The organism is Corynebacterium nasorum, from assembly GCF_030229765.1.
Classification (GTDB): domain Bacteria; phylum Actinomycetota; class Actinomycetes; order Mycobacteriales; family Mycobacteriaceae; genus Corynebacterium; species Corynebacterium kefirresidentii.
The window spans coordinates 99,411-125,952 of sequence record NZ_JASPGY010000003.1 but is presented as its reverse complement, the minus strand read 5'-3'; the positions used below and the strand labels follow the sequence as shown (position 1 = coordinate 125,952).

The window sequence follows — 26,542 nt, the reverse complement described above, 5'->3', positions numbered from 1 at the left end:
TCATGAGTGAGGCTAACGTGACTGATTCCAAGAAGGCACCTACTCCGAAGAAGGAGAAGGTCAAGGGCGCTCCTAAGGTTCGCACCGGCTATGTAGTATCCGACAAGATGAACAAGACCATCGTTGTCGAGCTGGAAGACCGCAAGCAGCACGCCCTGTACGGCAAGATCATGCGTTCTAACAAGAAGGTTAAGGCGCACGACGAGGAAGAAACCGCAGGCATCGGCGATCTCGTACGCATCGCTGAGACCCGCCCGCTGTCCAAGGACAAGCACTTCCGTCTCGTTGAGATCATCGAGAAGGCTAAGTAAAAACTAGCCAGCGCAGCCCCTGCTCCGAATCTAATGGTTCGGGGTAGGGGCCTTCGCCGTTTTCGGGCTTAGCTACGGTCGGGCCCTTCCATAAAACCAGTAGGGAACCCACGTGACGTCGGTGGTATCCAGGCCCCACTCATTCACCGCGAGGCCTCGTACGCTCTTTGCTAGCTCCCCCTCGCCGGAAGCCCACACGTACCCTGGCCCCGGCGCACGGGCATAGTCCGCTCTTAGAGCGGCTACGACAGCATCCGCCTCCTGACGCGGTTGGGTATAAATGATGCGCAGGCTGCGGACGCTCGTCTCCCACCGAGTTGCAAGGCCCGGCTCTACCTCGTCCTCGCTGGTTACCACGGCCATAACGTCGGTGGCTCGAAGCATCGCCGGGTTATGGTTTTCTTGGTAGGCCAAGATGTGCCGCAGGGCGGGCAGGGCGGATGCATCGGCGACTAGAAGTTGTGCCGACTCGGTTGGTCGCCACAAGTCGTTGCACGTAAAGAATCCCGCCGTATCGCCGGCTCGTGCGCGGCGAATCCACCGCGAGCCAGGTCCGGAATCGCCGTGGGTGACCACGTCGACATCGACTGTGGCCTCTTCTGAATGGAGCGCGCGGATGGTATACCAGCGCAGGTCCGGCCGCCTCTCCTCGCAAATCGCGCTTACCGCCGAGCGGAGGTTTATGCCGTCGACGGGGAAGGGCCTAAATTCCTGTCCGGCTTGTGGCATGACGAGTCCAAAGAATTCATCGGGTCCGGAGAGGGTGTATGTCCGGAATGCCTCGGCATAAAACGTCAGGCGGTGCAGGCGCGGCCGGATCCGTTTATTAGCGGTCAGAATAACGGGGATGAGTTCGTGTTGACGCATCGTGGCGGATTGTGGGGAAGAGTTCATGCGTCTAATATACTCATAATAAACTAAGGCTTGCCTAAATTACTCTTTGCGGTATAGGCTAAGCAAAGTTATTTTCCTCCTTCTTGAAAGGGCTAGCCTGGTGAAGATTTTCGGCCGTCGTAGTTTGGGTGCAGTAGCAGTGCTTTCTGCCGGAGTCGTAGCCTTAGGAGGCTGCTCCCGCGGTGAAGGCGATGAAACGGCTAAGACTACTGACGCTTCCAGCGAGCAGCGGGTGGCTAGCCTGGGCCTGGGTGACGCCGATACGCTGCTTGCCCTGGGGATCACTCCCGTGGCGGTGGCACCGTGGGGTGCTGAGGGCGATGGCGATCCCTCCGGCGTCGGCCCCTGGGCAGAGAAGCTTTTGGGCGATGCAAAGCCTGAGGTGATTTATAACACCGCAACCGGATTCACCGCGGATACCTTTGAGCAGATCACCGCGGCAGACCCCACCCAGATCATTGCGGTGAACCAGGCCGTGGATGCGCATACGAAGGAATCCCTGGAAGACATCGCGCCTACCACCGTCAAGCCAGATGGCTATGAAGACTGGCAGGTGCCCTGGGAAAAGCAGGTAGAAACCATTGCAGACGCGGTGGGTAAGGAAGACGAAGGCGATAAGCTTATCGATGACACCGAAAAGGCCTTCGAGGAATTCCGCCGCGAGCACACGGAATTGCAGGATAAATCTGCGGCCATCGTCATGCCTTATGACGGCAAAATCGGCCTCTACACCGAGGAGGACGGGCGCGGACAATTCATCGAGGATCTTGGCATGGAGATCCCCGATGCCTTGCAGGGCGATGGCAGCAGCTTCTTCGTTGACATTGCCCCAGAAAATTACGCAAAACTTAACCAGGTTGATTACCTCTTTGTCCTGGACTACAACGGTTCCTCCGAAGCCTTGAAGAAGGATAAGACCTTCCAAGGCCTCGACGTTGTCAAGGATGGTCGCGTGCGCTACCTGGATACGGATACCGGTAATGCCATGAGTATGCCGAACCCGGTGACCATCCCCTGGGCAGTAGATAAGTTTGAAGAGAAGCTGTAATTGTCAGCAACCACGAAAGTCGGCCAAAAAATCCAGACGGATAACACCGCAGATAGTCCTACCGCCACCGGCGCCGCCGCACCGGTAATGACGCGGGCACCTCGTCACAAGCTGCTCCTTGTTGCCCTCATCCTCGCCAGCCTGGTGTTGGCGGTGGCGTCCTTGACGCTAGGATCCCGCTCGATTCCGCCCGGGGAGGTCATCGCCGCCCTGCACGGAGCAGGGGAGCAGGATATCCACGATATCGTGTGGAACCTGCGCATGCCGCGCACCTTCCTGGCTTATTTCGCCGGCGCGGCCCTTGCTGTGGCCGGTGTACTGGCGCAATCGTGGACCCGAAACCCACTGGCGGATCCAGGGTTTATTGGCGTTACCGCGGGTGCGTCATTCTTTGTTGCCCTAGGCACGGCCATCGGCATTGCTACCTCCACCGGTATGCGGACTACCCTCGCGCTCGCTGGCGCGGGTATTACTACGCTGCTGGTCTTAGCCGTATCGCGGCGGTTTCAGGATCCCCTGACGCTCATTCTGGTGGGTGCCGGTGTTTCCGCCGCCTTGGGATCGGGCGCGATGATCATCGGTCTATATTCCACGGACGTCCTCGATAGCATGCGGCGGTGGACCATCGGCTCGACCTTTGGCCGCGGCCCAGAAGACGTCGCGATCGCGGGCATAGGGCTTGTTCTCGGCCTAGCGTGTGCGGCGATGGCGGCCAGACCCCTCGACCTTTTGGCTATGGGGGAGGAGTCCTCCCTCGCCTTGGGCGGATCACCCACCACCGCGCGGGTGGGCGCGGCGCTCAGCGTCGTGGTGCTGGCCGGCAGTGCAACGGCGGCAACGGGTCCCATTGCCTTCGTCGGCTTTGCCATTCCCCACATCGTGCGGCGGGTGGTGGGCCCTAGCGTTGCTACCATGCTTTTGCCCTCCGCGCTCCTGGGTGGTTGTGCCGTGCTTGCTGCCGATATCATTGGCCGCCTCATTGTGGGCAGCTCGGAGCTGGAGATGTCCATCGTCCTCGCGATAGTGGGTGCACCCTTCCTCATTTGGGGTGCCCACCGCGGCGTGGGCAGAGCGTGGGGGCAATAACGCATGGCCGCAATCAGCACTATTTTACAAGCGCAGCAACGCCGCCGGCACGCGCGCGTGCTCGCTTCCACGTTGGCATTTATCCTTATCGCCCTTATCGCGTACTTAGTATTGTTGGGGCAAGGTTCCGTGGAACTGAGCCCACGGCAAGTCATCGATGTTCTCACCGGCGGCGGCAGCGAGAGCCACATCAGGGTGGTGTGGGACTTGCGCCTGCCGGTTGCTATCGCCACCGTCATCGTGGGCACCGCCCTCGGCCTGGCCGGTTCTTGGACGCAAACCATGGCCCGCAACCCGCTCGCCTCGCCGGATATTTTAGGCGTTACCGGCGGGGCATCGGTGCTGGTGGTCCTGGGTACCGTGCATTCGCGCCCCAGTTTCGCTGAGGGTATCCCGGAGTTTTGGTGGCGGGCATGCTTGGCGACGATCGGCGCCCTCCTCGTTGTCCTCCTCCTCGCCACCCTTGGTGGCATCGGTACGAGCAACCGCATCGTCATCGTCGGTATTGCCTTATCGCTGCTGTTTCAGGCCATCGTGGCGTATTTGATGCGCAGCACCCAGGTCCTGCGCGCTGCGGAGGCGCAAACGTGGCTTGCGGGATCGACTGGATTTGTGCGCATGGAGGTCATCCTCCCCCTGCTGGCGGCATTAGCGCCGTTTTTCGCTATAGGCATCTGGTGCGCGGGGGAGCTGCCGCTGCTTGCCCACGATGATTCCTCCGCAACCACCCTGGGCGTGAATATTTCCCGCCAGCGCGCCCTGCTGCTTATTGCGGCAACCGGTATCAGCGCCGTGGTGGTTTCGGTGGTGGGACCCATTGGGTTTATCGCGCTGCTAGCGCCGCACCTGGCGCGGATGGTGGCGCGCACCCCCACGCCATCGCCGCTGGCGTCGGCAGCCGCGGGCGCGGCGTTGCTTACCGTGTGCGCCGTCATCGCTGGCGCTATCCCGGTAAACGCGCCGGTGGGTGCGGTTTCCTCGGTCATCGGCGGCTGCGCCTTGGTGATAGTGGTGTGGAATGCGGCCGGGCGCAGCTAAACGTTGCGCCGCGGCACAGCGGGGGAAACGGACAAACACAGCGCCGGATGGTGCTAGATAGTCGTACGTGGATGAAGGAAAAGATATGACGAATAATCGGCCTAATCAGCCTAAACAGCCCACGAGCGCGAAGCCTCGGTGTAGCCTCCACGCCACCGGCATTCATGCGGGATATAAGAATGGCGAGGATATCCTTGCCGGCGTCGATCTGCACGCCCGCGCCGGCGAAGTCACCACGCTCATTGGGCCCAATGGCTGCGGCAAGTCCACGCTGCTGAAAACCCTCTCGAAAATCCTGGCCCCGCGGCAGGGCAGCGTCATGGTCGGGGAAGCTGACCTACATGCGCTGTCCGCGAAGGATGCCGCGCAGCAGGTGGCGCTGCTGCCACAGCACCCCGTGGCCCCCGATGGGCTGCGGGTAGGCGAGTTGGTCGCGCGCGGGCGTCATCCCTATCAGGGGAGGATGCGCGGCCTTTCCGCTACGGATCGGGAGATTATCGCGCAGGCCTGCGAGGCTACCGACATTGTGGACTTCCTCGATCGTGATATCGCTTCGCTATCGGGTGGGCAGCGCCAACGCGTCTGGCTGGCGTTGGCACTGGCACAAGATACGCCTGTGCTGCTTCTCGACGAACCCACGACCTTTCTCGACCCCGCCCATGCCATGCGCATGCTGGAGTTGGCACGCGCACAAGCGCAGGCGGGCAAAACAGTGGTTGTAGTCCTGCACGATCTCATGCTGGCCGGCCACTATTCTGATTCCATGGTGGTGATGAAAGCCGGCAAAATTATCGCGCGCGGGGCGCCGAAACAAGCGCTGTCCCCGCAGGTCTTGGCGCAGGCCTATGGCATCGAGGCTGAAGCCTGGGAGGATCCGCTGGGCGATGCCCCCATCATTGTTCCCCGCCGCGTCGTAGCGGCGCATTAGTGGAAACCTGCCAATTGTGGCTGTTGCCCAGTCGTTCTAGTTGACCTTTCTTTGTATATCTAGAAAGGAAATTGCCACTACAAAAAGATTGAGCACGCTTCCCGCGCCGAGCAAAAAGGTACCGATTCGATAGGAACCTGTGCCCACGGCCGCCATATTGCCGTAGATATAGACCCAGATGCCCCAGCCGATGAGCAGAACGAGGCCGGCAAGACCAGAGAGCAGGCGGAGGCTACGAGGGGAGGTAGGGGCGAAGAATTTATAGGCGGCGTCGACAAGCGCGCAAGCCGCTAGCCCCAGACTCAGCCCGCCGGTCAACCAAACAGGAAGTAGAGCGGAGGTGCCAAAGACTACGGGCAGGATAAACGCGAGAAACGCGAGGATAAAGAGCGCGGAGTGCAGCCACAGGGTGCGCTTGGTGTAGGTCATACTGGAAACTGTACTAAGAATTACCCGGCGTCCGGGCATTTCAATCTTGTAGGGGCTTCGTTTTCCGTTTACGTGGATCCTGTTTTTGACGAAACAAAACTGCGCCGGCCGGGCCGAAGCCCGACCGGCGCAGCCAGTCTCAATTCAGTTTCCTATTTACTAGGAAGGCTCTTGCTTAAGCGAAGAACTTGCAGCGTGCGGCGAAAGCGCCAGCAGCGACCATTGCAGCTACGGCCAGAGCAGCCAGAGCCTGTGCAACGGAGTTGGAGCCGGTCTCAGCGGACATACCACGTGCGGAGTCTGCGGACTCGCCAGCAGCTGGTGCAGATGGAGCGGAAGGAGCGTCAGCCTGAGCAGCGTCGCCCTCAGCGAGCTGACCGACCTGGGCGATAACTTCGTCCTTGTTAGCGTTCAGCATCTGCTCGGAAGCAGCCTTTTCCTCAGCGGTCGGTTCCTGGTTCTTGCGTGCCTCGTCCTTGACGTAGGTCTTGCCGTCCTGGGAAAGGTACCAGGTGATGCCACCGATGATCAGTGCAGCTGGCAGTGCCAACCAAGCCAGCTTATTCTTGTCGAATTCAGGCTTCGAATCCTCAGACAGGAACGCCTCAGCGTAAGAATTGCGCATCTCGTCGGTGATCTCTTCATTCACCAGAGCTGGGTCGTTGACGTAAACCTTCGGATCCTTCAGGCTCTGGTACCACTCGTTGCCCTCGGCGTCCTTCTTCGTAGCTGGAGCAGGGATACCTTCTTTGTTGGAGCTCTCGGAGTCAGTCCCCTCGGCGTCGGCTGCGCCTTCAGTGTCAGTCTCGTTTCCAGGGGTCTCAGGATCAGCGCTTTCACCATCCTTTGACTGCTGACGCTCCCAGATGGCGCGAGCTTGATCCTCAGTGAGGGTAGGTACGGTGTCCTCGCCGGCTGGGTTCTCAAAGCGGTTGCGTGGTGCGTAGCTGCCGTCGGGCTGCTTGTCGTAGGTAATGCCATTGGTCTCGATGGAAGCCGGTAGTGGCATCTGAGCCTGGGCAATAGCTGCGCCGCCAAAGGCGAGTGCGCCGGTCAGTACAGCAGCAGTCAGGGTCTGTGGCAAACGCTTCATGTGTTTCTCCTTCGGGAAATATGGGAAAGAGCAAAGAAACGTCTTTCGCGGGCAAATACCAGTAGTCACAGAATTTGCAGTTGTTGCATGAAAATCAGAAGTTAACTGAAATTCTCATGCGTTACAGCAGTGAAAGATCAAACCATTAGAATGGCTGCGCGATGGACTTTGCACTGAGCGTTGTTAAAGTGTGGTTCATATGTGCAGATTGTGGCGATGATTTTGGAGCCTATGCGTGTCGTAGTATTCGAAATAAGAGGCCGAGGGGTAAGTGGGTGTACTGACGGAAACATATGTGGAGGTAGGGGGCGTCGGTAATCACTAAGCGGCGTTTTGGTATGGGCGCTGGCGTGTGGTTGAATGTATAGGTTGCAAAAGCTGGTCGGCCCGTAGTGGTGCGTTTCCGAACCGCCGGTCCGAGACCCTTCGGCACAGTCCGTTGTCAAGGCTTGAGCATCGCAAGTTTGTAGACCGCGTGCGGCAAGGACGGAAATCTTACCGCACATCAATCCAGGTCAGGAGACCCATAGTGATTCAGCAAGAATCGCGTCTGCGCGTCGCCGACAACTCTGGTGCACGTGAACTGCTGTGCATCCGCGTTCTCGGCGGCTCTGTCCGACGCTCCGCTGGCATCGGCGACGTCATCGTCGCGACTGTCAAGGACGCTGTCCCAGGTGGCAACGTCAAGGAAGGCGACGTAGTTAAGGCAGTTATCGTCCGTGCGAAGAAGGAAACCCGTCGTCCAGACGGCTCCTACATTCGCTTTGACGAGAACGCTGCAGTTGTTCTCAAGGGCGATAGCGAGCCTCGTGGTACCCGTATCTTCGGACCGGTTGCTCGCGAACTTCGTGACAAGCGTTTCATGAAGATCGTTTCTCTCGCACCGGAGGTGATCTAGTCTTATGAAGATCCATAAGGGAGATATGGTGATCGTCATTTCGGGCCCAGATAAGGGCGCGAAGGGCAAGGTCATCGAGGCATACCCAAAGCGTGACAAGGTCCTCGTAGAGGGCGTTAACCGCATCAAGAAGCACGTCGCAAACTCTGCTGCCGAGCGTGGCGCCGAGTCCGGCGGAATCGTTACCCAGGAAGCACCGATCCACGTGTCCAACGTTGCGATCGTTGACTCCGAAGGCAACCCGACCCGCGTGGGCTACCGTTTCGACGAGAACGGCAAGAAGGTCCGTATCGCGCGTAGCAACGGGAAGGACATCTAAAAATGAGCGAGAACTACACCCCGCGTCTGAAGACTCGCTACCGCGAGGAAATCCGCAAGACCCTGAATGACGAGTTCAAGTACGACAACGTCATGCAGATCCCTGGTGTCACCAAGGTTGTCGTCAACATGGGTGTTGGCGAAGCCGCACGTGACTCCAAGGTCATCAACGGCGCACTCGAGGATCTGACCGCTATTACCGGTCAGAAGCCGCAGCTGCGTCGCGCTAAGAAGTCCATCGCGAACTTCAAGCTTCGTGAGGGCATGCCCATTGGCGCACGCGTTACCCTGCGCGGCGACCGCATGTGGGAGTTCCTAGACCGCCTGCTGACCATCGCGCTGCCACGTATTCGTGACTTCCGCGGTCTGTCTGATCAGCAGTTCGACGGCCACGGCAACTACACCTTCGGCCTGTCCGAGCAGTCCATGTTCTACGAGATCGACATCGACAAGATCGACCGCCCTCGTGGTATGGACATCACCGTCGTTACCACCGCTACTAACGACGACGAGGGCCGCAAGCTCCTGCGCGAGCTCGGCTTCCCGTTCAAGTAAATAGCGCTTGAGGCATTCCCCCGGCACTCCGAAAGGAGGCCGGGGGAATTTTTTGGTTTTAGTGCCGTCGGTGAAGCCACGCAGCCGCGCCTACAAGGAAGATAGTGGCGCACACGATGGCAATGATGGGAGACATACTTTGGCCGAGGGAATTGCCCAACGGCGTGGTTTCGCCCAAGTACCAGGGAAAAAGGAGCGCCAGCAACGACAGGGGGAGCGCAATTCCCGCAGATGCCTTCGAGTCCAGTGCGCTACGCAGCGTTAACGCGACGCCAACCGCAGCGAGACAGAAAAGGATCGTGGATGCTGAATGAATAGGTACTACCCCAATGAATAATCCGAATCCGAACACAGCGGTCCACGCTGCGGTAGCTGCACCCAACAAGGCAGTTTTCTCCTTGCGTAGCGAACGGGCCGTGCTCGTGGCCTCGTATTTCTCATCCCATGAACTATTCAGCAACGCCAGTATGGAGCCTGCGACGAGCAGTGGCAGCAGATTGAAAACGAATACGGGACGGTTCAGTGGCGCTCCGAAGAGCTGTGGAACGGCCAAGTTATCCAGGAACTGCGCTACCACGCCAAGGCTGAGGATTAAAAAGAACTCCGGCCAACGGCGAAGTCTCAGGTAGGGACTCATTGTGCAACCCCCAGCGGTGGTAGCTCGGAGCTGCACGTCTGCATGGTGTGAATAAAGGGAGCCAGAGCCACGGCTTGCTCTGCGGGCGAACGGTGAGAAAGCTCGTTTTCAATCCAGGCGCGCGCAGGAGTAGTTGAACTTTGTGCGCTGAGGGTAGTAAACCTGTCGTCCTCCGCTCTGAACGCATACGTGGCCCAGTCCGAAAGTACCTGGTGTGCGTTGCGAGAGGCAGAAGTTTCTTCGCAGGGGGCGCTGAGCGCGCAGCGCCGCAGCTTGAGCCTCATAAACCCGCGTGTACAGGGCCGCTGGGCTGGCCACTGTGTGGGACAACTCCGTGGCGTGATCGGAGCCGGGTTGACCGTATGTGCCGGTGAGGGGAGGAAGGCCGGCGTCGACAAGCATCTGCGTGAATTCCTGCCAGTGCGCGTCTGCGGCTACGACGAGTTCGTGATCTTCTGGCCAACTGCAGTATCGCTGTTTGTTCGCATCCCGGGTGCAGCTTGCCGACGCCTCCGTGGTGTCCCGTGCCCGCGTACCTTGGGGCCCCACTGCGGCGGAGCCAACAGCGGCGATGGTGATGATGGCGAGGAGAGTCAGCGCGGTGTAACGCGGGGCAGGGTGGTGGCGTGTCAGTGCGGCAAGGACACAGGCGCTTAAGGCCGCTACCATGACGGCAGAAATTGCGACCGAAGCCACCCGTCGCTGCCGTGCTATCAGCTCGTACCCATTGCCGGGGAAGAAAAGAAAGCGTAGGGAAGCCGGCGTGGAATCCGCACACGCCGATACCACGCACAAAGCTAGCGTGAGCAGTGCTGCGAGTAACGCGGCGAGAAGTCGGCGCCGGACAAAGACACCCAAACCCGCACCGAGAACCGCACACAACACAACCCACACAAGGCTGCTAATGATGACGAGGAACCATGGCGAGCTGCCCACGGGTGCGGTATAGACAAACCCTGCCAGGATCATGAAGTCGATAAGAATGCTGGCCAGTCCCCATGCCAGCGCCAGGCCGACGAGAAGTACTGCTGTGCGGGCGCGCGAGGTGGATGTGGAGCGTAGAAACGTGGCGTCCTGGCTTCCTGCGTCCCATGCAGCAATACTTTCGAGAAGTACGCCCGTAGCCGCGGCGACAACCGCGCAGATTGCGGTGGCCTCTGGCCAGGAACCGGCGACGTTACTGCCCCGCGCAGAGGCAAAACTCAGCAGTGCGGTGAAGAGTACAACAGGAATGAAGCGAACGTGTCTCACAAAGCAGCCCCTCCCCGTGCCCCGTCGGTAGCTTGTTCGGTGACGGCGCAGAATCCTTGTTCTACGGAGCCGTACCTTTCGATGAAATCTGCAACAGAAGAATCGACTGCGATGCACCTACGATGAAGAATGAGCGTGCGATCGGCGGAGTCCATATCAGCCGCGACGTGCGTAGACATGAGGACAGTGGTGCCGTTCGAAGCCATGTCACGCAGTGCGCGGATGAGTGAGGATCGTTGGTGTGGGTCGAGACCTGCGGTGGGTTCGTCGAGAAGCAGTACATCTGGCTCGTGGACAATGGCCCGCCGCGACCATGGCGCGGCGCTGCATTCCACCGGACATCGCGCAGGCGGGTAGTGCTGTGGTCCTCCAAGCCAATTATCCGCAAGGCATTTACCGCGTGCTGGCGTGCTGTCGCGCGGTCTAGTCCGCGCAGCCAGCCAACGTCTGCTACGAAATCCACTGCGCGTTGCGCCGGATCAAACACACTGCGTTGCGGAACCCAGCCGACACGTTGCCGCCACGAGTCGGAACGGCGGACGTCTTCACCGCCCACGAAGATGGTTCCTGTTGGCGGGCGTAGCTCACCGGCGATGAGCTGCATGAGCGTGCTTTTCCCCGCGCCATTTGCGCCGAGAAGGACGGTGAGCCCTGGGGCGAGGTCGAAGGATATATCGCGAACAACCTTAGTGCGGGCGGAGTAGCCGTAGCTGAGGTGCTGGACAGACAGGAAGGGTGTCATTCCCGCCAGTTTTTCTTAAGTGAAAAGTGATTGCAATTGGTTGCTGAAGATCAGGGATTCACCTGCGGTGCGTGCGGCGGAGTACGATACAAAGGTCTCTGAAATCTGAACCGTACGAGGTACTTGATGTCCTTGAATGATGCTGCCGCAGCAGCCGTGACGAAGAAGGTCACGCTCCTAGAGCAATCTTTCTCCCGCTTTGCTGTCCGTTCTACTTTGGCCGGCGTGTACCTGGCGATCGGTACGGCATTTGCTGCGGTGATGGGTATGGGCGTCGAGAAGCATGTGGAAGGCCTCGGTTCTCTGGTCTTTGCCTGCCTGTTCGGTTTGGGCCTTTTTGCCATCGTCATTCTGGGCGCGGACCTAGCCACCGGCAACATGATGTACATGGTCTACGGCGCCGTGAAGAAGCAGGTGGGCTGGGGAAAGGCGCTGTGGCTCCTCGCAGTCACCACGCTATTCAACCTAGTTGGCGCCGTGCTTTTCGCCGCAGCCATGGGTATGTCCGCCAAGCTCGGCGGCATCGACCCAAATCACCTTATCGTCGACCTCGCGATGGGCAAGCTCCTCAAAGGACCAGGCGGCATGTTCGTGGAGGCCATACTGGCCAACTTCGTGGTCAACATGGCGATTATCGGCGCTATCTTTGCCAAAGACATTGCCTCCAAGTTCTTCGTCATCGTGCCGATCATCGCCTGCTTCGTGGGCTTGGGCCTCGAGCACGTCATCGCGAATTTCTGCCTGATGACCCTGACCTTCTTCTGCGCCAGCCCGCTACCGGAAGGTTTTACCCTTTGGGTGGTGTTGGCCAATTGGTCCATCGTGTGGGTAGGAAACCTCATCGGTGGTGGCTTCCTAATTGGTGGCGTGTACGCCTGGCTTAACTCTGGCCCGGAAGCGTATCGCGACTAAGCTGCGGCGTAGTACGCGAGAAGGCCAACCCCGCACGAGCGGGGTTGGCCTTTACTTATCGCGCCGTCGATTCTGGAGAATGCAACGGGTTGTCCATGTCCCCGGCGTAGATGAGCGAGGACTCCTGGTCGCCCAAGTTCACCATCGATAACGGGTTGCGTAACTGCAAGCGGTTGAGGCACGAGTGCTTGAACTGCGGCGCGAGCACCGGAAGTTTCTCCAGCGTGCCGGGGAAGCGGCGTTCGTAATCCAGTACGACTTCACGGCAGGTGAGCCAAAATTCGGTCTCAGTGAGCAATCCCTCCCGGTCGAAGAGCGCGGCGAGGTGGCGCAGCACGCCGTCGAGGACGTCGGTGTGGATAGATAGCGCGCGCTGGGCACCGGTGAAGTCGCCGTGATCGACCTGCAGGCGCTCTAGTCCCGCAGGCATGTCCACGCGGGCGTCAACGACCGCGGCCTCTTCCCCCAGGTCCTTGAAAAACGCGCCGACGGGCGCGCCGTTGTCGAGCTCGAGGATGACATTCTCGCTGTGCGGCATGAACACGATTCCGTACTGGGCGAGCGCGTGGAGGACTGGGACAAGGTACACGTCGAGCAGCTGACGCAGCCATTCTTGCGGCGGTAGACTCGATTGCGCGATCCACTCGGCGGCGAGTGACTCTCCTGCCGGGTCGACGTAGAGGCAGCCCGCCAGGGTCACGGCCACGCTCGTGGCGGATAGCTGCGGCACGGGCGAGTCGCGCCACAGCGCGGAGAGCATTTTCTCTCGCCCGCTTGTTGAGTCCGCGGGCAGCGGGTGGCGGTGGTAGGTGTCGCCGCGGTAGCCTACGGCGACGATTTCTTTGAGCAGACGCACGTTGCAGGCCCGGAATTCCGGATCGACATTGAGCTGTTGGGCTAACCAATCGTTGATGGCGGGCGTGGTTTCCATGTACGCCGGCGAGAGCCCGCGGACGAACCCCATGTTGCGAATGCCCACGGCAGTCTTGACATAGGGCAGCGCCGGGCGCGAGTGGTTGAAGAACGTCCGCAGCGACTGCTGGGGGCGAAATAGGTCGCTGCTGGTGCCGATGTACACCAGATCCCGGGAAATGAGCTGGGCGAAAAAGATCGTGGAGATGCAGTTGTCCCACTGCCACGGGTGCAGCGGCAGCGGCACATAGTCATCCGGGTCGCAGCCCAATTCTGCGAGCGCCTGCTCATAGCGCGGCTCGAGGTCTCCGAGCTGTTCGGCGAAGAACCCGGCTAGGTCCGCGACGTCTTCTGATGCCGCCACCACGCAGTGCTCCCGCTTGGCGGCGAGCCACACGATGTGTACGTCGGCTCCCGCCTCCGGCGCGTAGGCGCGTAGCTCGGTAAGGCTCATCCCGCCGCGCCCCGAATTCGCGAGGAACCCGGGGTGCCCCTCATACATTGCTGACTCAGCGGAGACGAGATAGTCCGCCTGGGCATTCGCGCGCTCCTGGGCGCTGGCGGCGAGCTGCGGTGCGCGCAAGCTTTGCGCGGCGGGGCGAGTCGCGAGGGCGCGGGCACGGCCGGCGAGGGTCGCCTGAATTTCTTCGATGTAGGTGTGCAGGAACCCCGGTTCTATGCCCAGCTGTTCTGCGGCCCCGGCGATGAGCTCAGCCAGGTGCAGCGGGGCGGCATCGGCAGCTTCGATGCTTTCGGGGACGACTTCGAGATGCTCCAGCCCGTACTGGTGGGCCGAAAAGCTCAGCTCCCGCGGCCCCAAGTGGACCGACCATCGTTCTGAGTCCGGGTGAAAGCTCGGCGTCAGCAGTCTTTCATGGCTAAATTCGCGGATGGCCTTGGCGATGAGCTGGCGCTCAGCGGTCTCGGCCGCGCACAGCGCATTCGCCACCGGCGACAGCGAGGCGCGCGCGGCAGCCGCTGAGGAATAGAAGTCTGAGGCAGTACAACGCTGCACCCGTGCCGTCTTCGTGTGCCCGCCTTGAAGCAGGCGGACCTCGTTAAGTCCCGGCACATCAAGGAAGCCGGCCTCGGCGTTCTTGCGGTGAATTGCGCCATTGGCTACGTCGGGCTCCACGAGGAGTTCGCGGAAACCTCGGCAGTCGATGAGCCAGCGGATGACCGCGGCGAAAAGGCTGCTGGTTAGCCCAGAAACGTGGGCACCGGCCGGCGGGGCGACGAGGAAGTGCAGTCCGCGTAGTGGCTCTTCCAGCGTCAACTCCCTGACACCAGCAGCCTCCGAGCTAGCAGCCCCGGCCAACACCGAGTCCAGCACCACGCGGCGCGGGTCGTAGTCCTCGACGATGCCCATCGGTCTGCGCGGGGCGGCAGGGTACGGGCGCAGCTCGAGGATCCAGGCTTCTTCGTGCGGGGAGGCGCGGAGCCGGTCGTATTCGACGGCGACGTCGTTGACGCTGGCCTGTTGCATGCCCCAGAACGCGCAGTGAGGATCGGTGAGCCACCCGTGAACGAGCTCGGTGTCGCCGGGGGTGAGCGGGCGAAGGCGCACCGTGCCGTGGGGAGTGAAGATTTCGTCACGTTCGGTATTGAGCATTACTGACCCCCGAAGGTCTGGAAGGCGACGGAACGCTCGATGGGATAGTACTCGCGGCCGGTGATGGCCTTGAGAATAATGGAGTTCCTCCACGGTCCCATCCCGAGATCCGGCGCGATGAGCGAATGAAGGTGTTCCTCGGCGTTTTGGACGAAGAGCGACTGGGCGGCGTCGATGGCGAACTCGGGATCGATGGCCAGGCGCCCGGCCGTGTCGAACTGGACTTCTTCGCGTGCGGTCTCCAGGAAGCTGGGGAAGAGCGGGGCCTTGTAGCCGGTGGCGAGCACCAGCGCGTTTGTCGCGTGCGTGCGGGTTTCGCCGGTCTCGCCGTGGGTCAACGTCAGCTGGAACGGGGCGGACGCGTCTGCGTCGCATAGCGCCGCGCTCCAGCCGGCTAGGAGCGTCGAGGCGAATGGGCGCGGCAGGCCCTTCGTGATGGACAACCGGTAGTAGGTGTCGTAGATGTGATTGACGAGCTGGCCGGAGATTCCCTTGTAAAGATTGCGCTGCTCGCGGTTGAGCCGGTCGCGCGTCGCGGCGTCCAGGCCGCGGAAGAACTGCGCGTACTCGGGGCTAGTCATCTCGAGGGTGAGCTTGGTGTATTCCATGGGGAAGAAGCGCCCCGAGCGGGTGACCCAGTCCAGCCGCGTGCCCTGGTACGCGGCAGGTTCCATGAGATTGGCGTAAATCTCGGCCGCGGACTGCCCCGACCCGATGATGGTGACGGACTCCTGGGCGAGCAACTCCTCCTTGTGCTCAAGATAGTCCGCCGAGTGTACGGCGAGCCCGGCTTCCGGCGCAGCCCGCAGCTCGGCGGGAATAAACGGTATGGTGCCCACTCCGACCACGACGTTGCGGCTGAGCACCGTGCAGGTGTCCCGTGGCCCGTTGACGGTGACCTCCCACAGATCGTCGACGCGGCGCACCGACGTCACCGTGGAGTTCCACTCGAGCGTGCTCAGCTGCTGGGAGACCCAGGTGCAGTAATCGGAGTATTCCTCGCGCAGCGGGTTGAAATCCTCCTTGATGTAGAATTGGTGGATGCGCCCTTGCTGCTTGCAGTAGTTGAGGAAACTGTACGGGCTCGTGGGGTCGGCGAGGGTGACCAGATCGGCCATGAACGGAACCTGGATCGTCGTCCCAGGAATCATCATCCCGGGGTGCCAGCAAAATTCCGCGCGCGAATCGAAGAACGCCGCGCGCAGCGCGCCGCCGTCAACCAGCGGCTGGCTCAGCGCCGCCAGGCCCAGGTTGAACGGCCCGATCCCGATGCCCACCAGGTCATAGGGCTTAATGCTAGATTCGGCATCAGCGGCGGCGGCAGTGCGGGCGGTGGTGGAAGAAGACATTACAAACTCCTGTTTTAAGTTTCTGTGGGTCGTGGTCTAGCGCGCGGGTTGTACCGCGAGAGCGCTGGGGCTCGGTTGAGCGTTGGCTTGGTCGACGGCGTCCATCTCGCGTTCGATGAGCCCGAGGATCGCGTCGATATCTGTGCCACGCAGCTGCGGATCGAGAATGGTGAACTTCCAGCACGGCGCGCCCTCGAAGGTGGTGGTCGCGACAATCACGTCGCCCCGCTCGAGCAAGCGCTGGCGGACGATGTGGACGAGGCTGGCGGGGGCATCGGCAGGCGTAAACAGCACTGTGGAAAGCTCCGGTGTGGCGCGCAGTGCAAAGCGTGGATGGGCGTCGACGCGCCGGGCGGCATCGCGGGCCGCGGCGCAGCAGGCGTCGAAGGCCTCCCCGAGGGCGTCGGCGCCGTGGGTGCGCAGCGTCATCCAGAGCTTGAGCGCGTCGAAGCGACGCGTGGTTTGGAGCGAGAAGTCTGCGAGATTGTGGTCGGTGGCGTCTTCGGGGTTGAGGTAGTCCGCGTGCCACGACACGAGGGCGCAGTCGGCGGGATCGCGCAAGAGAATCGCGCTGCAGGCCACCGGCTGGAAGTAGCCCTTGTGGAAGTCGACGGTGACGCTATCGGCCGCGTCCATGCCGCGCAAACGGTGCCGTTGCGTGGGTGAGAGCAGCAGGATGCCTCCGTACGCGGCGTCGACATGCAAGTGCACCCCTGCGTGGCGGCAGACCTTGGCGATGCTCTCTAGCGGATCGATGGTGCCGCGGTCGGTTGCCCCAGCGGTGGCCACGACGGCCATCGGCGTGTAGCCGTCCGCCACGTCGGCCGCGATGCGCCGGGCGAGATCAGCTGCGTCGAGTCGGTGTTCGGCATCCGATTCGATAGTGATGACGGCGGTGTCCGCGAGCCCAAGGAGGTGGGCGGCGCGCAACACGGAGTAGTGGGCGTGGCTGCTGGTGTAGAGGCGCAACTGGGAAAGTCCCTGCACGCCTTGAGCGCCCAGCGCCTTTTCGCGCGCAATGTAGAGCGCCTGCAGATTGGATTGCGTACCACCGGACGTAAAGACCCCGCGGGTGCGGGAATGCGGGTCTTCCGGCCAGCGCAGCTTGCGCGCGAAGAACTCGAGGAGGTGGCCTTCGATTGCGGCGGCGCTCGAGGCCTGATCCCAGCTTTCGACCGCGGTGTTAACTGTGGTGGCGAGCAGATCCGCGCCCACGGCGGTGGCGGTGATCGGACAGTTGAGGTGGGCGATGTAGCGCGGGTGGTGGTACCACACGGCGTGGTCGAGCCAGAGTTCGCAAAGCTCAGCCAACGCGGCGTCGAATGTACCAATTGGGTGCTCGAGGTCAACGCGTGTGACGGCCGCTGCTGTCTCATGGGCGTTGCGACCGGAGCGTGGCGCGTCGCCCTCGGCGAGATACTGCGTGAGGGTGTGCTGGCTGTGGTGGATGATTGTGTTTAATGCAGTCGGATCGGCTCTTACGAAGGAATCGACGAAAGGGGCCGGTCTCTCGTGACGAATTTTGTGCATGTTAGGATACCCTAACATAGAGTAGGCTACGGTAAAATTATTTAATGGAAAGTGGTGCCGCGCGCGGGCACGCTGCGGTGATCCGTGGTCACGGCGGGATGTATTTGCTGCACCGGCTCGGGGAAGGGTGCGAAAGCACTGGTCTGATGCGCAGTGCGCGGGGTCGACGGCTGAGGTCTCGGGCATAGCAGGAGCGGCACAGGGGCGAGTAGAAGGAATGGGCGTGCGGTGCATTTCTACGGGTTGGTTGCGGGCGCAGGACGTGGCGAGGGTGGGATGTGGAAAAGCGTCTTTCACTTCGGACAAGGCCGAGGCGGGATAAATCAATTCTTGTAGACCTTTTGTGTGGCGGTGGCCATACAACAAACCGTGTGGCCGCGAGCCAGAAGGCCCAGGCTAAAAAACATGAAGACAGCATTGCTTGTAGGTGGCGGCCTGATCGGTTTCTCGTTTGCCCAGCGCTTCGTCGACGCGGGGTGGCAGGTGCGCATGACAGACGTGCGCGCAGAACTCGCGGACGCGGTGGCGCAGGAGTTCGGGGACAAGGTTCGGTTCTCGACAAACCTGGAGGATCTCACGGACAGCGTCGATTTCGTCCAGGAAGCAGGGCTGGAGTCGCTGGAGTTCAAGCACAAGATCTTCGCACGGCTGGCGGGACTTACCGATGCCGCCATCCTCGCCAGCTCGACCTCAGCCATCCTTCCTTCCAAGAGCGCGGCAGACAATCCCGCAGCCGAGCGGATCGTCATCGGTCACCCGTTCACCCGCCGGCACTCATGCCGGTTCTCGAAGTCGTGCCGGGACCGGAGACCGCGCCGGAGACGGTCGAACGCGCGCTGGAGGTCTACCGAGAGCTCGGCTTCGAGCCCAGCGCGATGAAGAAGGAAATCCCCGGATTCGTGGGCAACCGCATTCAAAAGGTCGACATGTGGGAGGCGATTTCACTCGTGCAACAGGGGGTCATTGACGCGAAGGACCTCGACACGATTTTGCGCAACTCGCTGGGGCTGCGCTACGCGGCCACAGGCCCGTTCGAGTCCAACCGTTTGGGCGGCGGCCCCGAGGGCATCAAGTCGACTATCGAACATATCGCGGGAGCCTGGGAGACCGAGCCTGTCGCCGGAGTGCCCGACATGTCGCATCTCGACGAGGTGTACGCGCAAGTCGATGTCCCTACGACAACTACGCCGAGACCTTCGAGTCCGGCACCCGCCGCCGCAATGCGCTGCTGCGCGGCTTCCTCGACGTGCGCGCTGCACACTAGCGCTTACTCGGCGCGCGGAGTTATTCGGGGCGCAGGATGCGCTGGGCGACCTCGACATCAGGGTTCGCCGCGCGCAGGGCGTCGAGGATGTCATCTGCCGCCAGGCGCAGATCGTCGTCCGTGAGCGGATCCAAGGCCTCGAGGATATAGAGCACGCTGGTGGTCTCCGGCGTGGGCTGGACTCGGTGCTCGGGCCGGAAGCGCCGCGCGGCACTACCCGCGGCATCGCGCACCGTAGCGGTGCCTACCTCGATGCGCACTAGGCCCGCGAAGCCATCGAGGGCGAACGCCGTGACAGGCAGCTCGAAACGGCGGGCGACGGCGTTGCCGAGGGCAACTACGGGGGCATCGGAAGGCTGGGCGCCCAGATCAAAAAGCGCGGGATCGAGCCCGGCGTTCTGCCACGCCGTGCGCCACGCGGCGACATGGGGCTGGAATGCTGACGGGGCGGCGGGGGTTTCGGCAACCGGGGAAGTGACGTTGCGTGCGGCGATGAGCAGCGCGCGGTAGTCGGGGCGCGGGGTGTCCAGCTCGACGTTGACAAGGAAATCGATAAGGCTCATTTCAGGTCTCCCGAGTAAAGGTTGAAGCGGTCGCCGCGTGCGAAACCGACGAGTGCCATGCCGGTTTTGCGGGCAGTGTCGACGGCGAGCGAGGAGGCTGCCGATACCGCCACGAGCTGGCAGAAGCCCGCCATCGCAGCCTTCTGCACGAGCTCGAAGCTGGCGCGCGAGCTCATCACGAGGATGAGATCGCTGGCCGGAAGCAAGCCCTCCATGAGCAGGTGGCCGATGACCTTGTCCGCGGCGTTGTGGCGGCCGACGTCTTCTCGGATGACGATGGGCTCGCCACCCAGCGTGAAGGCGCCAGCGGCGTGGATGCCGCCGGTCTTGCGGAACTGCTTCTGGCCCTCGCGCAGCCTATCCGGCAGCTGGGCGATAACGAGCGGGTCGACCGGCACGTGGGGGATGGGGTAACGGGTCTTCTTGGCTAGCTCCTCGATGGACGAGGTACCGCACACGCCGCACGCGGAGTTGGTGAGTGTTAGGCGCAGCTCTTTGAGCGAGATGACGTTGTCGTCGCGCATCTCAATGTCGAGGAGGTTGTAGGTGTTGACACCGTCGCGGGTGGTGCCCTCGCAGTACTTGGCGGACTCGATGTCGCGGGCGGCCTGGATGTGGCCCTCGGAATGGAGGAATCCATGGGCGAGCTCAACGTCGTGGCCCGGGGTGCGCATGGTCGTGGTGAGAGTCTGGCCATCGACGCGGATTTCGAGCGGCTCCTCGCCAGCGACGGTATCGGCGCGGGTATCGACCTGGGTGACCTGCGTGCGCTCCTCGTTGAGGCGGACCTTGGTGACCGCGAACTTGGAGGTGGTGCGGCCCGCCACTACTGCACGGCTTCCTTGAGCTTGGCGATGTTGGCGCGGGCTTCCTCGACGTCTTTGCTGGCCAGACCGACCACGAAGGCGGTGAGCGGGGCGGCCGGGCGGGAGCGATAGTGCGCGACGTCCTTGGTGAGATCGAGCAGCTCGCGCACCAGCGCCGTGGCGTCGTGCGGATCGAGATCCAGCGTCGTTGCGACCTCTTCAAGCCACTCGTGCGCGGTCTGGATGGGGTCTTTGTCTTCAGTCATGAACTCAACTGTAGTCGCGGCCCTGCCTACAACCGCGAAAGTCCCGCTCGCGACGGGACTAACGGGGGTGCGGCGACTTAGAAGTCGTTCGCGTTCTTGCCGGTCGGTTCCAGACGGACAATGAGGGACTTGGAAACGGGAGTCTCGGAGTCCTTAGTCATCTCTTCCACAGGCACGAGGATGTTGAGCTCAGGGAAGTAGCCGCCCACGTAATCCTTGGCGATGTCGTACTCGACCAGGCGGAAGTTCGGCGCGACGCGGCGGCCCGAGGCGTACTCGGAGACAACGTCGACGATGTCGCCGTCCTTGAGCCCGCGCTCGGCCAGGTCCTTCTTGCGGATGAAGATGACACGGCGTCCACCGCGCACACCGCGGTAGCGGTCAACCAGGCCATAGGAGATGGTGTTGTACTGGTCGTGGCTGCGCACCGTGGTCAGCAGCAGCTGGTCGCCCTCAAGCTCGATGGTGTCGGTGGCATTGATGGTCAGCTGGGCCTTGCCGTCCGAGGTGTTGAAGATGCGTTCGCGGGCCGCGTGCGGGAGCATGAAGCCGCTGGGGCGTTTGAGGTGCTCGTTGTAGTTCTCAAAACCAGGGATGACGTTCGCGATGTGATCACGGATGACATCGTAGTTGTCCATCATCGGGCGCTAGAAGGCGTCGCCGAATGCACGCTCGCCGATGCCGCAGATGATCTGCATTTGGGAGTGGAGATTCAGGTCGCGGTTTCCGCGGCGCTTCGGGAAGGACGCGGAAACCTTGGAGTCCGATGCCTCGACAGAGACCTTCTGCGGGCCCGAGGCCTGAATGTCGACATCGGTGCGGGAGCGCACCGGCAAGATAAGCGACTTCTCACCCAGCCACGCACACGTGCGGTTGAGCTTGGTGAGCATGTGGGCCGACTGCTAGGTGGCAGAAATGCCGTCTTCAAGCGCCGTCGTGTCCGACATCGCGCGGATGTAGTTTCCGCCCAGTGACAGGAAGAAATCGACGTTCTTTTCGCGCAGCTGGATACCCGCGCCAGTGGAAGAAACGCCGTGCTCGCGCGGAACGTCGAAGCCAAATTTTTCTTCCATGTTGGCCAGGAACCACTCCGGCATCTTCTACGAGATGCCCATCGTGCGGTCACCCTGGACATTGGAGTGGCCACTGAACGGGCCGGAGCCCGCGCCGGGCTTGCCGTAGTTGCCGGTGAGCAGTAGGAAGTTCATCATTTCCTGGATGGTGGCCACCGCGTTGCGGTGCTGGGACACGCCCAGCGTCCACGCGAGAACAACCGTCTCGGACTTCTCCACGTAGTCGACGATGTTCTTGACCTCGGCCTGGGAGACTCCGGATCCGCGGGAAAGGGCGGCATCGTCAAGCGAATTAAGGTGCGCGATGGTCTCGTCGACGTTGGAACAGAACTCCTCCAAGAACTTGCGGTCGAGCAAGTCGCGGCGAATGACCTCGCGGTTGATCTGCTGGAACAGCGCGCGGTCGCCGTCGAGGCGAACCTGGACGTACTCGTCGCTAATCTTGTCGGCCACGCCGAGGGCGCCCTTGACGGACTGCGGCTCCTTGAACTTCATTAAACCAGTCTCCGGCATGGGATTGATAATGATGAACCTGCCGCCGTTTTCCTTCTGCTTCTTAAAGGCGGTCAGCGAGCGCGGGTGGTTGATACCCGGGTTCTGGCCCACGGAGATGATGTGTTCCGTGTTGTATATGTCTTGCATGACGATGGAGCCCTTGCCCACGCCCACGGTCTTGGCGAGCGCGACACCCGTGGAGTCGTGACAGAGGTTCGCGCAGTCCGGCAGGTTATTGGAGCCGTGGCGGCGGCCCAGCACACCGAAGATGAAGGCGGACTCGTTGACGGCCGTGCCGGAGGTATAGAAGATGGCGCGGTTCGGGTCCGTGGCCTTGAGCTGCTCCGCGATGAGGTCGTAGGCCTCGTCCCAGGAGACGGGGTGGTACTTCTCGTCGCCGAGCGAGCGGTCGCAGAGCATGGGCTCGGTGAGACGGCCGAGCTGGTTGAGCTCCTAGTCCGGCATCTCGCGCACCTGCCGGACGGTGGTGTTGGCGAAGAACTCGCGGGACACGCGCTTGGACGTGGTCTCCTGGGCGATGGCCTTGGCGCCGTTCTCACAGAACTCGACGAAGTTGATGTCGCCCTGCCCCGGCTCCGGCCAGGCGCAGCCGGGGCAGTCAACGCCTCCATGCTGGTTCATTTTCAGCAGCGGCACGAGGCCGTGGTTCGGGATTGCCTTCTCCATCGCGTGGTATACGCCGCCCACGCCTGCAGGCGCGGTGACGCGGTGGCCGATGCGTGGGTTGTCGAAGCGGTTAGCGACGGGATTGGCACGAGAAACTGTAACGTTTGGGGTCATGCCGGCAAGCTTGCCGATAAGCAGGGAGAATTTTGGAAAAGGCCAGGTCGACGTGTAATGTAAATGCTCGGACTCGTGCCCGCACGCTGTTTATGCAGCTCACATGGGGATGAGTACCCGCAATTCAAGAAGTTCATTTCAACTTTGTTGTAGGCCCCTCGCCGTAGATAGCGGACCGTTGTCTGAATCAAAGGGTGGCGAGCGCCTCACGGTACTGACCGTGGGGAGCGTGAGTAGCCCGAAATCACACGGAGAACGCTTTGGTGAGCACGGGAACCGCAACGAGAAAGGTACACGGTCACTCATATGACTATGACTGATCCTATTGCCGACATGCTGTCGCGTGTGCGCAACGCAAGTAATGCGCACCATGACACCGTGTCGATGCCTACCTCCAAGCTGAAGGCAAATATTGCCGACATCTTGAAGCAGGAAGGCTACATCGCTGACTACACCGTCGAGGGCCACACCCTGTCCCTCGAGCTGAAGTACAACAACCGCGAGCGCTCCCTGTCTGGCCTGCGTCGCGTGTCTAAGCCGGGTCTGCGTGTGTACGCAAAGTCCACCGAACTGCCACAGGTCTTGGGCGGCCTGGGCGTGGCTATTATTTCCACGTCCCACGGCGTGCTGACTGACCGTCAGGCTGAGGAGAAGGGCGTAGGCGGAGAAGTTCTCGCCTACGTCTGGTAAAGGGAGGTTTGACACATGTCTCGAGTCGGTCTAGCACCAATCGCCGTGCCAAACGGCGTCGAAATCAAGATCAACGGCCAAGACGTTGAGGTGAAGGGCCCAAAGGGTACCCAGAGCGTTAACGTTCCAGAGCCAATCGCCATCAACCTGGAAGACGGCGTACTGTCCGTCTCCCGCCCTGATGACCACCGCAAGCACCGTGCTCTGCACGGTCTGTCCCGCTCCCTGCTGAACAACGCCGTTATCGGCGTGACCGAGGGCTACACCATCAAGATGGAAATCTTCGGTGTCGGCTACCGTGTCCAGCAGAAGGGCAAGGACCTGGAATTCAGCCTGGGCTACTCCCACCCGATCCTCATCGAGGCTCCGGAGGGAATTACCTTCGCAGTGGACGGCGCAACCAAGCTGTCCATTACCGGTATTGACAAGCAACTAGTCGGACAGATCGCCGCTAATATCCGTCGTCTGCGTAAGGACGATCCTTATAAGGGCAAGGGTATTCGCTACGAAGGCGAGCAGATCCGTCGCAAGGTCGGAAAGACGGGTAAGTAAGCAATGGCAAACACTGAAAACACCAAGCGCACTCCAGTCGGCAAGGACATCTCCTCCCGTCGTCGCGAAGCACGCGCACGCCGTCACTTCCGTATCCGTAAGACCCTGCGCGGCACCCCTGAGGCACCGCGCCTGGTTCTTCACCGCTCCTCACGTCACATGCACGTCCAGGTCATCGATGACCTGGCAGGCCACACCCTGGTCTCCGCATCCTCCATGGAGGCGGACGTTCGTGCACTCGAGGGCGATAAGAAGGCCAAGGCTGCCAAGGTAGGCGAGCTGGTTGCCGAGCGCGCAAAGGCCGCTGGCATCGAGCACGTCGTATTTGACCGCGCAGGCTACAAGTACCACGGCCGCGTCGCTGCGCTGGCTGACGCCGCACGTGAAGGTGGTCTGAAGTTCTAATGATCATCGTCAACGGAAACATCAACGGAAGGAACGCCTAATGTCGGACCGTGAACAGCGTGACGGCGGACGCTCCGCCGAGAACAACAAGAACAACCGCGGTGGCAACGGCCGCCGCAACGATCGTCGTAACCACCAGGACAACGAGCGCGATAAGTACATCGAGCGCGTTGTGACCATCAACCGCGTCTCCAAGACCGTTAAGGGTGGCCGCAACATGTCCTTCACCGCTCTCGTCGTCGTTGGTGACGGCCAGGGTCAGGTTGGCGTTGGCTACGGCAAGGCCAAGGAAGTCCCGGCCGCAATCCAGAAGGGTGCTGAAGAGGCTCGCAAGAACTTCTTCCGCGTTCCGATGATTGCCGGCACCATCACCCACCCGGTTGAGGGTCGCGACGCAGCTGGCATCGTTATGATGAAGCCTGCCGCACCTGGTACCGGTGTTATCGCCGGTGGTGCTGCTCGTCCAGTGCTTGAATGCGCTGGCGTGCAGGACATCCTGTCGAAGTCCCTGGGCTCCGACAATGCACTCAACGTCGTCCGCGCTACCGTGGACGGCCTCAAGCAGCTGGTCCGCCCTGAAGAGGTTGCCGCACGTCGTGGCAAGTCCATCGAAGAGGTCACCCCGGCCCGTATGCTGCGCAAGCGCGCAGGTCAGGAGGCATAAGCAATGGCTCTGAAGATTACACAGGTAAAGGGCCTGGTGGGCACCAAGCCGAACCACCGCAAGAACATTGAGGCCCTCGGCCTCAAGCGCATCGGTCAGTCCGTAGTTAAGCAGGACACCCCGATCGTTCGCGGTATGGTTCACAAGGTTCGCCACCTGGTCACCGTCGAAGAAGTGGCAGGGGAGTAAACCATGGCTGATATCATCAAGCTGCACGACCTGCGCCCAACCGCAGGAGCAAATAAGCCTAAGACCCGCGTTGGCCGCGGTGAGGCATCCAAGGGTAAGACCGCTGGTCGCGGTACCAAGGGCACCGGTGCTCGTAAGCAGGTTTCCGCTGCTTTCGAGGGTGGCCAGATGCCGATCCACATGCGTCTACCTAAGTTGAAGGGCTTCAAGAACCCGAACCATGTTGAGTACCAGGTAGTTAACGTTGCTGACTTGGCTGAGAAGTTCGCAGATGGCGGCGACATCACCGTTGCTGACATCGCAGCTGCTGGCCTGGTCCGCGCTAATAAGCCGGTCAAGGTTCTGGGCAACGGCGACATCAACGTTAAGTTGAACGTCACCGCTGATAAGTTCTCCAAGTCTGCTGTAGAGAAGATCGAGGCTGCTGGCGGATCCGCCAACACTAAGTAATCTCTTTCAAGTAGATTTTCGTCCCCCTCTCCGCACCAGCGGAGCAGGGGGATGATTTCGTTTGGTAAGCGCCCTGGTGCCGGTATAGAGCGCAGTACCTTGGTTATGGACACAATTGGTGCTGGAAATAGCTGACAGGAAACCTTTATTAATAAATAAGGTTGCCGGTATGGCGATATATATTCATGAGTGTTAAAGTCAATCTTAGTTGAAAATCATCTACCGTTAAGGAGACTCTTATGTCGTCTATTTCTTCGCTGCTCGCAACCGCAGTCGCTGCCATCATGCCATTTGCCGGCTCTACCGGCCCAGTCGACGCCCAGGAACAGCTCTCCCAGCCGGATCCTGCTGAGACCACTCAGACCGCGCCTGCCGAAGTTGGCGAGCAGAACGCACAGGACCAGCAGCCCGGCGCTCACGCTGAGAAGGGCCGTATCACCGGTGACAAGGAAGACGTCATCAACGGTGACGCAGAGGGTGCCGAAGAGGTCGATCCAGGGTTCAACGGTGGCAACCTGCAGAGCGGTAAGCTGGCCGTGCAGCGTGAGCTGGCCCTAGCTACCCAGGAGGCCGGCCACGAGTTCATGAACATCGAGTTTAAGGACGACCACTCTGCTCACCTGACCTTCCCGGAGACCTATAACCCGGAGAAGGATGAGGCAGCTGTGCAGCGCGTCATGGACGCCCTGAAGATCAACGGCTACGACAACATCACCGCGGCCTACTAAAGCGCGAGTGTCCCAAGACTTCGGGACGAAAAAGAGGGTGGAACGCTCGGGGA

General features: G+C 61.2%; 29 protein-coding genes and 3 pseudogenes. 18 read left to right on the top strand and 14 right to left on the bottom strand.

Translation table 11 applies throughout. From position 1 onward, the window contains the following. The first annotated feature begins 2 nt into the window (after window positions 1-2). Window positions 3-311 carry a 30S ribosomal protein S17 gene (rpsQ, locus tag QP904_RS03965; RefSeq protein WP_023020554.1) on the top strand — a complete coding sequence of 103 codons (309 nt, stop codon included), beginning with the start codon at window positions 3-5 and terminating at the stop codon, window positions 309-311. A gap of 72 nt (window positions 312-383) precedes the next feature. On the opposite strand, the gene QP904_RS03960 is transcribed toward rpsQ, so the two are convergent. After that, complete coding sequence (locus QP904_RS03960) at window positions 384-1,205, bottom strand: siderophore-interacting protein (RefSeq protein ID WP_284835571.1); 822 nt, start codon at window positions 1,203-1,205, stop codon at window positions 384-386. A gap of 100 nt (window positions 1,206-1,305) precedes the next feature. Between QP904_RS03960 and QP904_RS03955 the strand changes: the two genes are divergently transcribed. The 4 genes from QP904_RS03955 to QP904_RS03940 all read left to right on the top strand — a co-directional run bounded on the left by QP904_RS03955 (window position 1,306) and on the right by QP904_RS03940 (window position 5,305). Continuing rightward, window positions 1,306-2,253: an ABC transporter substrate-binding protein gene (locus tag QP904_RS03955; protein ID WP_248100352.1), complete on the top strand. Its 948-nt coding sequence runs from the start codon at window positions 1,306-1,308 to the stop codon at window positions 2,251-2,253. Beyond that, window positions 2,254-3,339, top strand: coding sequence for a FecCD family ABC transporter permease (locus tag QP904_RS03950; protein ID WP_284835570.1), 1,086 nt, complete (start codon window positions 2,254-2,256; stop codon window positions 3,337-3,339). Window positions 3,340-3,342: 3 nt separating this feature from the next. Further along, entirely contained in the window at window positions 3,343-4,377 is a 1,035-nt protein-coding gene (locus QP904_RS03945) for a FecCD family ABC transporter permease (protein WP_284835569.1), read from the top strand. An 85-nt stretch (window positions 4,378-4,462) separates the two neighbouring features. Beyond that, window positions 4,463-5,305: an ABC transporter ATP-binding protein gene (locus QP904_RS03940; protein ID WP_284835568.1), complete on the top strand. Its 843-nt coding sequence runs from the start codon at window positions 4,463-4,465 to the stop codon at window positions 5,303-5,305. A gap of 36 nt (window positions 5,306-5,341) precedes the next feature. Here the strand turns inward: QP904_RS03940 and QP904_RS03935 are convergent, their stop codons facing one another. Together QP904_RS03935 and QP904_RS03930 are read right to left on the bottom strand one after the other, a co-directional pair. Further along, window positions 5,342-5,734 (bottom strand): multidrug transporter, encoded by a 393-nt coding sequence (locus QP904_RS03935; RefSeq protein ID WP_248100347.1) that lies wholly within the window; start codon window positions 5,732-5,734, stop codon window positions 5,342-5,344. Between the two features lie 175 nt (window positions 5,735-5,909). After that, window positions 5,910-6,827 (bottom strand): hypothetical protein, encoded by a 918-nt coding sequence (locus QP904_RS03930; RefSeq protein WP_248100345.1) that lies wholly within the window; start codon window positions 6,825-6,827, stop codon window positions 5,910-5,912. A 529-nt stretch (window positions 6,828-7,356) separates the two neighbouring features. Between QP904_RS03930 and rplN the strand changes: the two genes are divergently transcribed. From rplN to rplE, 3 genes are read left to right on the top strand one after another with little or no spacing between them, the layout of a single operon-like run. Beyond that, window positions 7,357-7,725, top strand: coding sequence for a 50S ribosomal protein L14 (rplN, locus tag QP904_RS03925; protein WP_005322812.1), 369 nt, complete (start codon window positions 7,357-7,359; stop codon window positions 7,723-7,725). A gap of 4 nt (window positions 7,726-7,729) precedes the next feature. Beyond that, entirely contained in the window at window positions 7,730-8,044 is a 315-nt protein-coding gene (gene rplX / locus QP904_RS03920; RefSeq protein WP_023027809.1) for a 50S ribosomal protein L24, read from the top strand. A 2-nt stretch (window positions 8,045-8,046) separates the two neighbouring features. Then, window positions 8,047-8,598 carry a 50S ribosomal protein L5 gene (gene rplE, locus QP904_RS03915; protein WP_023020566.1) on the top strand — a complete coding sequence of 184 codons (552 nt, stop codon included), beginning with the start codon at window positions 8,047-8,049 and terminating at the stop codon, window positions 8,596-8,598. A 58-nt stretch (window positions 8,599-8,656) separates the two neighbouring features. Here rplE and QP904_RS03910 read toward each other — a convergent pair whose 3' ends face one another. From QP904_RS03910 to QP904_RS11790, 4 genes and pseudogenes are all read right to left on the bottom strand, one after another. Continuing rightward, window positions 8,657-9,235, bottom strand: coding sequence for a hypothetical protein (locus QP904_RS03910; protein ID WP_284835567.1), 579 nt, complete (start codon window positions 9,233-9,235; stop codon window positions 8,657-8,659). 108 nt (window positions 9,236-9,343) lie between these two features. Continuing rightward, window positions 9,344-10,486 carry a hypothetical protein gene (locus QP904_RS03905; RefSeq protein WP_200288272.1) on the bottom strand — a complete coding sequence of 381 codons (1,143 nt, stop codon included), beginning with the start codon at window positions 10,484-10,486 and terminating at the stop codon, window positions 9,344-9,346. Continuing rightward, window positions 10,483-10,821, bottom strand: coding sequence for an AAA family ATPase (locus tag QP904_RS11795; protein WP_034655739.1), 339 nt, complete (start codon window positions 10,819-10,821; stop codon window positions 10,483-10,485). The genes QP904_RS03905 and QP904_RS11795 overlap by 4 nt, the downstream gene beginning before the upstream one ends. 26 nt (window positions 10,822-10,847) lie before the next feature. Next, window positions 10,848-11,228, bottom strand: a pseudogene (locus QP904_RS11790) (ATP-binding cassette domain-containing protein); the annotation flags it as partial. A 126-nt stretch (window positions 11,229-11,354) separates the two neighbouring features. On the opposite strand from QP904_RS11790, the gene QP904_RS03895 reads away from it, so the two are divergent. Further along, complete coding sequence (locus tag QP904_RS03895) at window positions 11,355-12,140, top strand: formate/nitrite transporter family protein (protein ID WP_023020572.1); 786 nt, start codon at window positions 11,355-11,357, stop codon at window positions 12,138-12,140. 55 nt (window positions 12,141-12,195) lie between these two features. On the opposite strand, the gene QP904_RS03890 is transcribed toward QP904_RS03895, so the two are convergent. The 3 genes from QP904_RS03890 to QP904_RS03880 are packed head-to-tail and all read right to left on the bottom strand — an operon-like array spanning window position 12,196 to window position 17,543. After that, window positions 12,196-14,664 (bottom strand): GNAT family N-acetyltransferase, encoded by a 2,469-nt coding sequence (locus QP904_RS03890; protein WP_259825592.1) that lies wholly within the window; start codon window positions 14,662-14,664, stop codon window positions 12,196-12,198. Further along, window positions 14,664-16,013, bottom strand: coding sequence for a lysine N(6)-hydroxylase/L-ornithine N(5)-oxygenase family protein (locus QP904_RS03885; RefSeq protein WP_234288129.1), 1,350 nt, complete (start codon window positions 16,011-16,013; stop codon window positions 14,664-14,666). The genes QP904_RS03890 and QP904_RS03885 overlap by 1 nt, the downstream gene beginning before the upstream one ends. Window positions 16,014-16,049: 36 nt before the next feature. Next, the gene (locus QP904_RS03880) at window positions 16,050-17,543 is read right to left on the bottom strand and encodes a pyridoxal phosphate-dependent decarboxylase family protein (protein ID WP_200288269.1); all 1,494 of its coding nucleotides are present in this window, start codon (window positions 17,541-17,543) and stop codon (window positions 16,050-16,052) included. 405 nt (window positions 17,544-17,948) lie between these two features. On the opposite strand from QP904_RS03880, the pseudogene QP904_RS03875 reads away from it, so the two are divergent. Then, window positions 17,949-18,361 (top strand): annotated as a pseudogene (locus tag QP904_RS03875) (3-hydroxyacyl-CoA dehydrogenase NAD-binding domain-containing protein); the annotation flags it as partial. 57 nt (window positions 18,362-18,418) lie between these two features. After that, entirely contained in the window at window positions 18,419-18,931 is a 513-nt protein-coding gene (locus QP904_RS03870; protein ID WP_366918728.1) for a 3-hydroxyacyl-CoA dehydrogenase family protein, read from the top strand. On the opposite strand, the gene QP904_RS03865 is transcribed toward QP904_RS03870, so the two are convergent. The 4 genes and pseudogenes from QP904_RS03865 to QP904_RS03850 form a co-directional block, all read right to left on the bottom strand. Next, on the bottom strand, window positions 18,828-19,370 hold the full coding sequence (locus QP904_RS03865) for a hypothetical protein (RefSeq protein WP_023020577.1): 543 nt from the start codon (window positions 19,368-19,370) through the stop codon (window positions 18,828-18,830). The genes QP904_RS03870 and QP904_RS03865 overlap by 104 nt on opposite strands. After that, complete coding sequence (gene fdhD / locus QP904_RS03860; RefSeq protein ID WP_023020578.1) at window positions 19,367-20,197, bottom strand: formate dehydrogenase accessory sulfurtransferase FdhD; 831 nt, start codon at window positions 20,195-20,197, stop codon at window positions 19,367-19,369. The genes QP904_RS03865 and fdhD overlap by 4 nt, the downstream gene beginning before the upstream one ends. Then, window positions 20,197-20,442: a DUF6457 domain-containing protein gene (locus QP904_RS03855; protein WP_200288268.1), complete on the bottom strand. Its 246-nt coding sequence runs from the start codon at window positions 20,440-20,442 to the stop codon at window positions 20,197-20,199. The genes fdhD and QP904_RS03855 overlap by 1 nt, the downstream gene beginning before the upstream one ends. 77 nt (window positions 20,443-20,519) lie before the next feature. Next, window positions 20,520-22,811: pseudogene (locus QP904_RS03850) on the bottom strand (FdhF/YdeP family oxidoreductase). Window positions 22,812-23,117: 306 nt separating this feature from the next. On the opposite strand from QP904_RS03850, the gene rpsH reads away from it, so the two are divergent. The 7 genes from rpsH to QP904_RS03815 all read left to right on the top strand — a co-directional run bounded on the left by rpsH (window position 23,118) and on the right by QP904_RS03815 (window position 26,489). Continuing rightward, complete coding sequence (rpsH, locus tag QP904_RS03845; protein WP_005322799.1) at window positions 23,118-23,501, top strand: 30S ribosomal protein S8; 384 nt, start codon at window positions 23,118-23,120, stop codon at window positions 23,499-23,501. Between the two features lie 15 nt (window positions 23,502-23,516). Further along, window positions 23,517-24,053, top strand: a complete 537-nt coding sequence (gene rplF, locus QP904_RS03840) for a 50S ribosomal protein L6 (protein ID WP_023020585.1) — start codon at window positions 23,517-23,519, stop codon at window positions 24,051-24,053. Window positions 24,054-24,056: 3 nt separating this feature from the next. After that, complete coding sequence (gene rplR / locus QP904_RS03835) at window positions 24,057-24,458, top strand: 50S ribosomal protein L18 (protein ID WP_005322788.1); 402 nt, start codon at window positions 24,057-24,059, stop codon at window positions 24,456-24,458. 40 nt (window positions 24,459-24,498) lie between these two features. After that, window positions 24,499-25,122 (top strand): 30S ribosomal protein S5, encoded by a 624-nt coding sequence (rpsE, locus tag QP904_RS03830; RefSeq protein ID WP_023020586.1) that lies wholly within the window; start codon window positions 24,499-24,501, stop codon window positions 25,120-25,122. A gap of 3 nt (window positions 25,123-25,125) precedes the next feature. Then, window positions 25,126-25,311 carry a 50S ribosomal protein L30 gene (gene rpmD / locus QP904_RS03825; protein WP_023020587.1) on the top strand — a complete coding sequence of 62 codons (186 nt, stop codon included), beginning with the start codon at window positions 25,126-25,128 and terminating at the stop codon, window positions 25,309-25,311. 3 nt (window positions 25,312-25,314) lie between these two features. After that, window positions 25,315-25,761, top strand: coding sequence for a 50S ribosomal protein L15 (rplO, locus tag QP904_RS03820; RefSeq protein ID WP_005322777.1), 447 nt, complete (start codon window positions 25,315-25,317; stop codon window positions 25,759-25,761). Between the two features lie 239 nt (window positions 25,762-26,000). Beyond that, a complete protein-coding gene (locus QP904_RS03815; protein ID WP_023020588.1) occupies window positions 26,001-26,489 on the top strand; it encodes a hypothetical protein in 489 nt (162 codons plus the stop codon). Window positions 26,490-26,542: the final 53 nt, after the last annotated feature.